At 65.8% G+C, this 7,191-nt stretch carries 9 protein-coding genes; 2 read left to right on the top strand and 7 right to left on the bottom strand.

Going from position 1 to position 7,191, the window contains the following annotated elements:
* Together AC5RT3_RS17165 and pgl are read left to right on the top strand one after the other, a co-directional pair.
* The coding region (locus AC5RT3_RS17165; protein WP_494124742.1) for a glucose-6-phosphate dehydrogenase assembly protein OpcA at nt 1-478 on the top strand (478 nt) is incomplete at its 5' end.
* The gene (gene pgl, locus AC5RT3_RS17160; protein ID WP_494052270.1) at nt 468-1,286 is read left to right on the top strand and encodes a 6-phosphogluconolactonase; all 819 of its coding nucleotides are present in this window, start codon (nt 468-470) and stop codon (nt 1,284-1,286) included. The genes AC5RT3_RS17165 and pgl, both read left to right, overlap by 11 nt.
* Here pgl and AC5RT3_RS17155 read toward each other — a convergent pair.
* The 7 genes from AC5RT3_RS17155 to whiA all read right to left on the bottom strand — a co-directional run bounded on the left by AC5RT3_RS17155 (nt 1,239) and on the right by whiA (nt 7,187).
* Nucleotides 1,239-1,634, bottom strand: a complete 396-nt coding sequence (locus tag AC5RT3_RS17155) for an RNA polymerase-binding protein RbpA (RefSeq protein ID WP_494009076.1) — start codon at nt 1,632-1,634, stop codon at nt 1,239-1,241. The genes pgl and AC5RT3_RS17155 overlap by 48 nt on opposite strands.
* 126 nt (nt 1,635-1,760) lie before the next feature.
* Nucleotides 1,761-2,015 carry a preprotein translocase subunit SecG gene (secG, locus tag AC5RT3_RS17150; protein WP_009357659.1) on the bottom strand — a complete coding sequence of 85 codons (255 nt, stop codon included), beginning with the start codon at nt 2,013-2,015 and terminating at the stop codon, nt 1,761-1,763.
* Nucleotides 2,016-2,065: 50 nt separating this feature from the next.
* Nucleotides 2,066-2,881, bottom strand: coding sequence for a triose-phosphate isomerase (gene tpiA, locus AC5RT3_RS17145; protein WP_494124741.1), 816 nt, complete (start codon nt 2,879-2,881; stop codon nt 2,066-2,068).
* 90 nt (nt 2,882-2,971) lie between these two features.
* Nucleotides 2,972-4,198, bottom strand: a complete 1,227-nt coding sequence (locus tag AC5RT3_RS17140; RefSeq protein WP_494124740.1) for a phosphoglycerate kinase — start codon at nt 4,196-4,198, stop codon at nt 2,972-2,974.
* 10 nt (nt 4,199-4,208) lie between these two features.
* Entirely contained in the window at nt 4,209-5,219 is a 1,011-nt protein-coding gene (gap, locus tag AC5RT3_RS17135) for a type I glyceraldehyde-3-phosphate dehydrogenase (protein ID WP_494124739.1), read from the bottom strand.
* Nucleotides 5,220-5,480: 261 nt separating this feature from the next.
* Nucleotides 5,481-6,107 carry a superoxide dismutase gene (locus tag AC5RT3_RS17130; protein WP_494009073.1) on the bottom strand — a complete coding sequence of 209 codons (627 nt, stop codon included), beginning with the start codon at nt 6,105-6,107 and terminating at the stop codon, nt 5,481-5,483.
* A 99-nt stretch (nt 6,108-6,206) separates the two neighbouring features.
* Nucleotides 6,207-7,187 (bottom strand): DNA-binding protein WhiA, encoded by a 981-nt coding sequence (gene whiA / locus AC5RT3_RS17125; protein WP_009357654.1) that lies wholly within the window; start codon nt 7,185-7,187, stop codon nt 6,207-6,209.
* Between the last annotated feature and the right edge of the window lie 4 nt (nt 7,188-7,191).

The following is a 7,191-nucleotide window of genomic DNA, read 5'->3' as shown; positions in this document are numbered from 1 at the left end:
GCTCGAAAACATCCGCGCCACCTACAAAGCAGGCGACACCGACCTCGCCTGGACCCGCCTCACCAACTGGCGCATCCAACTCGCCGCAGCCCTGGACGAGGTGGACACCTCCCCGGTGACGGCGGTCGCCGTCGAAGGTGCCTCGGATTCACCCAGCACCATCCTGCTCGCCGCCTGGCTCACCCTCACCCTGGATGCGCCGGTCACCATCGTGGCCGACCCAGCGGGGACCGGGATCCGCCGGGTGCGCCTCAGCCGCCCCGGCGGCGATGTGCAGCTGTTCCGCCCGGGGCTTTCCGTCGCCGAGCTCACCCAGCCCGGCCAGCCGGCCCAACGGATCTCCCTGCCACGGCGCAGCCTCCGCGACTGCCTCGCCGAAGAACTCCGCCGGCTCGACCCCGACGAAGTGTTTGGCGAAGTGATTACTATTGGACTGCCACGAACCAATCTAAGGAGCGTCCGTCCCAGTGAGCGTTGAGCCCAGAGTAAGCGTCCATCCTGATTCGTCCGTCCTGATGGCGGCCATTGCGGCCCGGCTCATCACCAAGCTCGTGGATGTGCAGGACAAGCACGGCGAGGCGACCGTGGTGCTCACCGGAGGCACGGTGGGCATCGGCACGCTGAAGGCTGTAGCTGACTCTCCGGCGGCGCCCGCCGTCGACTGGTCCAGGGTGAACTTCTGGTGGGGCGACGAACGTTTCGTCGGTTCCGCGGATCCCGACCGAAACACGAAGCAGGCGTTTGACGCCCTGCTCTCGCGTATCCCGGTGGACCCGGAGCGCGTCCACCAGCCCGGTTCCTCCGACGACTTCGAGACTCCCGAGGAGGCCGCCGAGGACTATGCACGGCGGCTGCGGGAGGCTGCGGCGGCCGAACATGCGGCCGACATGTCCGATGACCGCCCCGAACATCCGGCGGCGCTGCCCCGGCTCGATGTGGTGCTGCTCGGCGTGGGGCCTGACGCCCATGTTGCTTCGCTCTTCCCCGAGCAGGCAGGGATCCGGGAAAAGGAACGGACGGTGGTGGGAGTCCGCAACTCCCCCAAGCCCCCGCCCCTGCGCGTGTCACTCACCCTGCCGGCCATCAACACGGCCGCGGAGGTGTGGATGGTGGTTGCAGGCGAGGACAAGGCGGGTGCGGTTGGTCTGGCCCTTGCCGGGGCCAACCCCGTGCAGGTGCCTGCCGCCGGTCCGCGGGGAACGTCCCGGACCCTCTGGCTTATCGACGAGAACGCCGCGTCACGTGTCCCGCAGCAGCTCGTCCGAAAGGATCCCGCGGGCGCGTAGCTTTTCCAGCGCTCCGGCCAGGACGTCTTCGGCGTCCTGGCCGGAGCGCCTTTCTTTAACGTACTCAAGATGGCTCTTGTAGCCATCGTCCAGCGCGTCGGCCGCTGCCGCGGCATGGCCGTCCCTGGTGGCGGGAGCCCCGCACCTCCGGCAGTCCCACACCACCGGGATCTGGTCTTCCGGCAGCTTGAGGAACACGGGCTGCGTTTCGTGGCCCTTGGCGCACCAGTAGGACACCTTGATCCGCGGCAGGGGGGAGCCGTGGTCCTCGCCGGACTGGAGGCTGGAACCTGATCCCGCTGTTACTCCTGCACGGGTACCGCGGAAGCCTGATGCTGGATGGACCACCGGAACTCCTGCCTCGAAATTGCCTGGCTTAAACAAAAACTGTGGCTGTCGGGAACCGACAGCCACAGTTTAGTAGGCAGATCCGCCGGGCGGGAGTGCCCGCCGGCGCGCCTCAGCCGAGGAGAATCATGAGTCGCCGCCGCTGAACCGCATGATCAGGCCCAGGGCGATGATGACGATGCCCCAGGTGACGCCCAGGATCACGGTGAACCTGTTCAGGTTCCGCTCGGCCACGCCGGAGGAGCTCAGGCCCGAACTCATTCCGCCGCCGAACATGTCCGACAGACCGCCGCCCCGTCCCTTGTGGAGAAGGATGAGCAGCGTCAGCAGGAGGCTGGTGATGCCCAGGAGGATCTGCAGGATGACATGAAGAACGTCCACGACGGCCTTTCAGGAAGTTGGGATTGCGGGAGTGTGCGCAGCGGTACGGACTAGTCCGCCACCAGGTGACTCTCGAACCTGACAATATTAGCAAACTCGGCCGGATCGAGGCTTGCGCCGCCCACCAGCAGGCCGTCGACGTCGCGCTCCTTCAGGATGGCGGCGGCGTTGTTGGCCTTGACCGATCCACCGTAGAGCAGGCGGGTCCTGGCAGCGACGTCGGCATCGAACAGCGAGGCGAGCTCGGCGCGGATGGCGGCGCACATCTCCTGTGCGTCCTCCGGGCCGGCAACTTCACCGGTGCCGATGGCCCAGACGGGCTCATAGGCAACTACGAGTTCTGCAGCCTGCTCGCCGGTCAGGCCCGCGACGCCGGCGCGAAGCTGTTCCAGCGTGTGGTTCACGTGCGTGCCCGACTGGCGGACCTCCAGGCCCTCCCCGACGCACAGGACGGGCGTGAGGCCATGCTTGAAGGCAGCCTTGACCTTGGCGTTGAGGACGTCGTCGGATTCGTTGTGGATGGTGCGCCGTTCGCTGTGGCCTACCAGCACGTACTTGCATCCGAGCTTGTTGAGGAACTGGCCGGAGATGTCACCGGTGTAGGCGCCGGAATCGAACTGGGAAAGGTCCTGGCCGCCGTAGGCGATGTCCAGGTCGTCGCCCTGGACGAGCGTCTGGACACCGCGGAGGTCAGTGAACGGCGGGAAGACAGCTACCTCGACGCGGCTGTAGTCGTGCTTGGCATCCGAAAGGGTCCAGGCCAGCTTCTGCAGGAGGGTGATGCCCTGCACGTGGTCCATGTTCATTTTCCAGTTGCCCGCGATGAAGGGCTTGCGGTCGAAAGCGCCGTTCGTTGACGAAGTCACGTAATCTCCAAAAAGTCTTGATAAGTGATTGGCCGGCAGGCTGCCGCGCGGGCAACCTGCCGGCCTGAGGACTGGAAGGGGGGGTGCTGGCTAGCGGTCCAGGACGCTGAGGCCGGGAAGTTCCTTGCCTTCGAGGTACTCCAGGCTGGCGCCGCCGCCGGTTGAGATGTGGCCGAACTGGTCATCTGCGAAACCAAGGGTGCGGACGGCAGCCGCGGAGTCGCCGCCGCCCACCACCGTGAACGCTTCGGTTTCAGTGAGGGCCTGCGCAATGGAGCGGGTTCCGGCGGAGAATGCTTCGAATTCGAAGACCCCCATCGGGCCGTTCCAGAAGACCGTCCTGGCTCCCTTGATCCGGCCTGCGAACGCAGCGGCCGAGTCCGGGCCGATGTCCAGGCCGATACCCTGGGCACCGAAGCTGCTGTCCTCGATGGCGTCGGCGGAAACGGTCTCGTGCGCAGCGTCAGCCGCGAACTTCTCCGCCACCACGACGTCGGTGGGCACCACGAATTCCGTGCCGGCGTCCGAGGCGCGCTTCAGGTAGTCCTTGACCACCGGGATCTGGTCCTCCTCGAGCAGGCTGGAAGCCACCTTGTGGCCTGCCGCGGCGAGGAAGGTGAACAGCATGCCGCCGCCCACCAGGATGGTGTCAGCCTTGCCGATCAGGTTGTCGATGACCGCCAGCTTGTCCGAAACCTTGGATCCGCCGAGCACCACCACGTAGGGACGCTGGGTATCGGCCGTGAGCTTGCGCAGGACCTCCACCTCGGTGTGCACCAGGTCGCCCAGGTAGGACGGAAGCCGGGTGGCGACGTCGTAAACACTGGCATGCTTGCGGTGCACAGCGCCGAAAGCGTCATCCACGTACGCGCCGTTGTCACCGGTCAGCGCCACCAGCTCGTCAGCGAAGGCGCCGCGCTCAGCGTCATCCTTGCTGGTTTCGCGGGCGTCGAACCGGACGTTCTCCAGGACCAGGGCTTCGCCGTCCTGCAGCGACGCCGCGGCTTCCTTGGCGGAACTGCCGACGGTGTCCCCCGCCAGGGTGACCTTGAAGCCGGCAAGTTCCGCCAGGCGGTCCACTGCGGGGCGGAGGGAGTACTTATCCTCGGGGGCGCCCTTGGGGCGTCCAAGGTGGGCTGTTACCAGCACGCGGGCACCGGCGTCCGTGAGCTTTGACAGCACTGGAAGTGAGGCCTTGATGCGGCCGTCGTCAGTGACTGTAGAGCCGTCGAGCGGCACATTCAGGTCACTACGAACCAGAATGTACCGCCCGCGGACACCTTCAGCGAGAAGTTCGTTGAGGGTGTGTGATGTCATGTGTCTAACCCTAGCCCAGCTTGGACGCGACAAGCTCCGTAAGGTCGACGAGGCGGTTCGAGTAGCCCCATTCGTTGTCATACCAGGAAACAACCTTGACCTGGTTGCCGATGACCTTGGTCAGTCCGGCGTCGAAGATGGACGAGGCGGGGTCGCCGACGATGTCGGAGGACACGATGGGCTCCTCCGTGTAGGTCAGGAAGCCCTGCAGTTCCTCGGACTCGGCAGCACGCTTGAGGGCGGCGTTGACTTCCTCAACGGTGGTCTCGCGGGAGACGGTGACGGTGAGGTCGGTGGCGGAACCGGTGGGGACGGGAACGCGGATGGCGTAGCCGTCCAGCTTGCCCTTCAGCTCGGGCAGGACCAGGCCAATGGCCTTGGCGGCACCGGTGGAGGTGGGCACCATGTTGACGGCGGCGGCGCGGGCACGGCGGAGGTCCTTGTGCGGGCCGTCCTGCAGGTTCTGGTCGGCGGTGTAGGCGTGGACTGTGGTCATAAGGCCGCGCTCAATGCCGAACTCGTCGTTGACCACCTTGGCCAGCGGGCCCAGGCAGTTGGTGGTGCAGGACGCGTTGGAAATGATGTTGTGGGTGGCGTTGTCGTACAGGTTGTGGTTGACACCCATGACGATGGTGATGTCCTCGTCCGAGGCCGGAGAGGAGATCAGGACCTTCTTGGCGCCGGCGTCGATGTGCTTCTGCGCATCGGCGGCCTTGGTGAAGAAACCGGTGGACTCGATGACGATGTCCACGCCCAGCTCGCCCCAGGGGAGTTTGGCGGGATCGCGCTCTGCAAGGACCTTGACGACGTTGCCGTTGACGACGATGTTGCCGTCTTTGACCTCGATGGTTTCCTTCAGGCGGCCGCCCACGGAATCGTACTTGAACAGGTGTGCCAGGGCCTCGGGGCTGGTGAGGTCGTTGACGGCTACGATCTCGAGGTCCGCGCCCTGTGCAAGTGCTGCGCGGAAGTAGTTGCGGCCGATGCGGCCAAAGCCGTTAATACCAATACGGGTCGTCACTTTTTCAGTCTCCTTGGTGCTTTTAGAAGCACTACTAGTTGAGCGGGCGTTCAAGCCAACTAACAGATCCCGCACGCCATTGGGCAGAGATGATTTACATACGGAGGGCGACCAGCCTCATTGCTGAAGGCTAACCGCCTTCCGTGACCTATCTTACGTTTAACTGGGTCCGCCCCCGCAAGTGCGGGGGCGGACGGTCCACATCGCGGCCCATTTAAGTCCGAATGTGAAGTTTGTAACAAGCGCTTGTAGCGCGGGTCACTACGGGAGGGTGATCAGGCCCGTGGCGTTGGTGCGTGCTGCCTCGAAGCGCTTGGCGACGTCGGCCCAGTTCACGATGTTCCAGAACGCCTTGACGTAGTCGGCCTTGACGTTGACGTAGTCCAGGTAGAAGGCGTGCTCCCACATATCGAGCATCAGCAGCGGGGTGGTGCCCAGCGCAGTGTTGCCCTGCTGGTCGTAGAGCTGCTCGATGACCAGGTTGCCACCGATGGGCTCGTAGGCCAGGAAGCCCCAGCCCGATCCCTGCAGGCCGAGTGCGGCTGCCGAAAACTGCGCGCGGAAGGCGTCGAAGGAGCCGAAGGCGTCGTCGATGGCGGCAGCCAGCTCACCCTCGGGCTTGTCGCCGCCGTCCGGGGACAGGTTGTTCCAGAACACGGAGTGGTTGACGTGCCCGCCGGTGTGGAATGCGAGGTCCTTTGAGAGCCTGTTGATGTTGGCGAAGTCGCCCTTCTCGCGGGCATCGGCCAGCTGTGCCAGGGCGTTGTTGGCGCCAGCAACGTAGGCGGCGTGGTGCTTGCTGTGGTGCAGCTCCATGATCCGCGCGGAGATGTGCGGTTCAAGGGCGGCATAGTCGTAGCTGAGTTCCGGCAATACGTACTCGGTCACAAAATCCTCCAATATCGTGGACGCTCGGTCCGGTTGGTAACTCTCGGATTGTGCATCCGGGCGGCGGGCGCCCGGAATCTTTTTGATTCTATGGGTCGGTTACTCGTCCAGCATTTCGGGCGTCACATTGGCGTCCGTACCGGGAATGCCCAGGTCAGCGGCGCGTTTGTCCGCCATGGCCAGGAGGCGGCGGATGCGTCCGGCGATCGCGTCCTTGGTCATGACGGGGTCGGCCAGGCGCCCCAGTTCGTCCAGGCTGGCCTGCTTGTGGGCCACGCGCAGCTCGCCGGCGTACTTCAGGTGCTCGGGAACGTCGTCGCCCAGGATCTCGAGGGCACGCTCTACACGGGCACCGGCTGCCACTGCAGCCTGGGCCGAGCGGCGCAGGTTGGCGTCGTCGAAGTTGGCCAGGCGGTTGGCGGTGGCGCGGACTTCCTTGCGCATGCGCCGCTCCTCCCAGACCATCAGCGCATCGTGGGCGCCCATGCGGGTGAGGAGGGCGGCGATGGTATCGCCGTCGCGGATGACCACGCGGTCCACGCCGCGGACTTCCCGCGCTTTGGCCTGGATGTCCAGCCGGCGCGCGGCCCCCACCAGCGCCAGTGCGGATTCCGGGCCGGGGCAGGTGACCTCCAGCGAGGAGGACCGGCCGGGCTCGGTGAGCGAGCCGTGGGCAAGGAACGCGCCCCGCCACACGGCTTCCGCGTCCGCGGCGGAACCGTTGACGACGGCGGACGGCAGCCCGCGTACGGGCCGGCCGCGGCCGTCTAGGAGGCCGGTCTGCCGGGCCAGCGCCTCGCCGTCGCGCACCACCCGCACCACGTAGCGGCTGGCCCGGCGGAGTCCCCCGGCGGACACCACGATGATCTCGCTCTGGTGCCCGTAAACCTCGGCGATCGCTGCGCGGAGGCGCCGCGCCGTGGAGGCCAGGTCCACTTCGGCCTCGATGACGATCCGGCCGGAAATGATGTGCAGCCCGCCGGCGAAGCGGAGCATTGCGGAGACTTCGGCCTTGCGCACCGATGACTTTTTGATGTCCAGACGGGACAGTTCTTCCTTGACCGATGCTGTCAGTGCCATGGCA

The organism is Arthrobacter sp. Y3221159 (assembly GCF_059089885.1).
The sequence above is the reverse complement of the archived record's forward strand: the minus strand, read 5'-3'. Positions and strand labels throughout refer to the sequence as shown.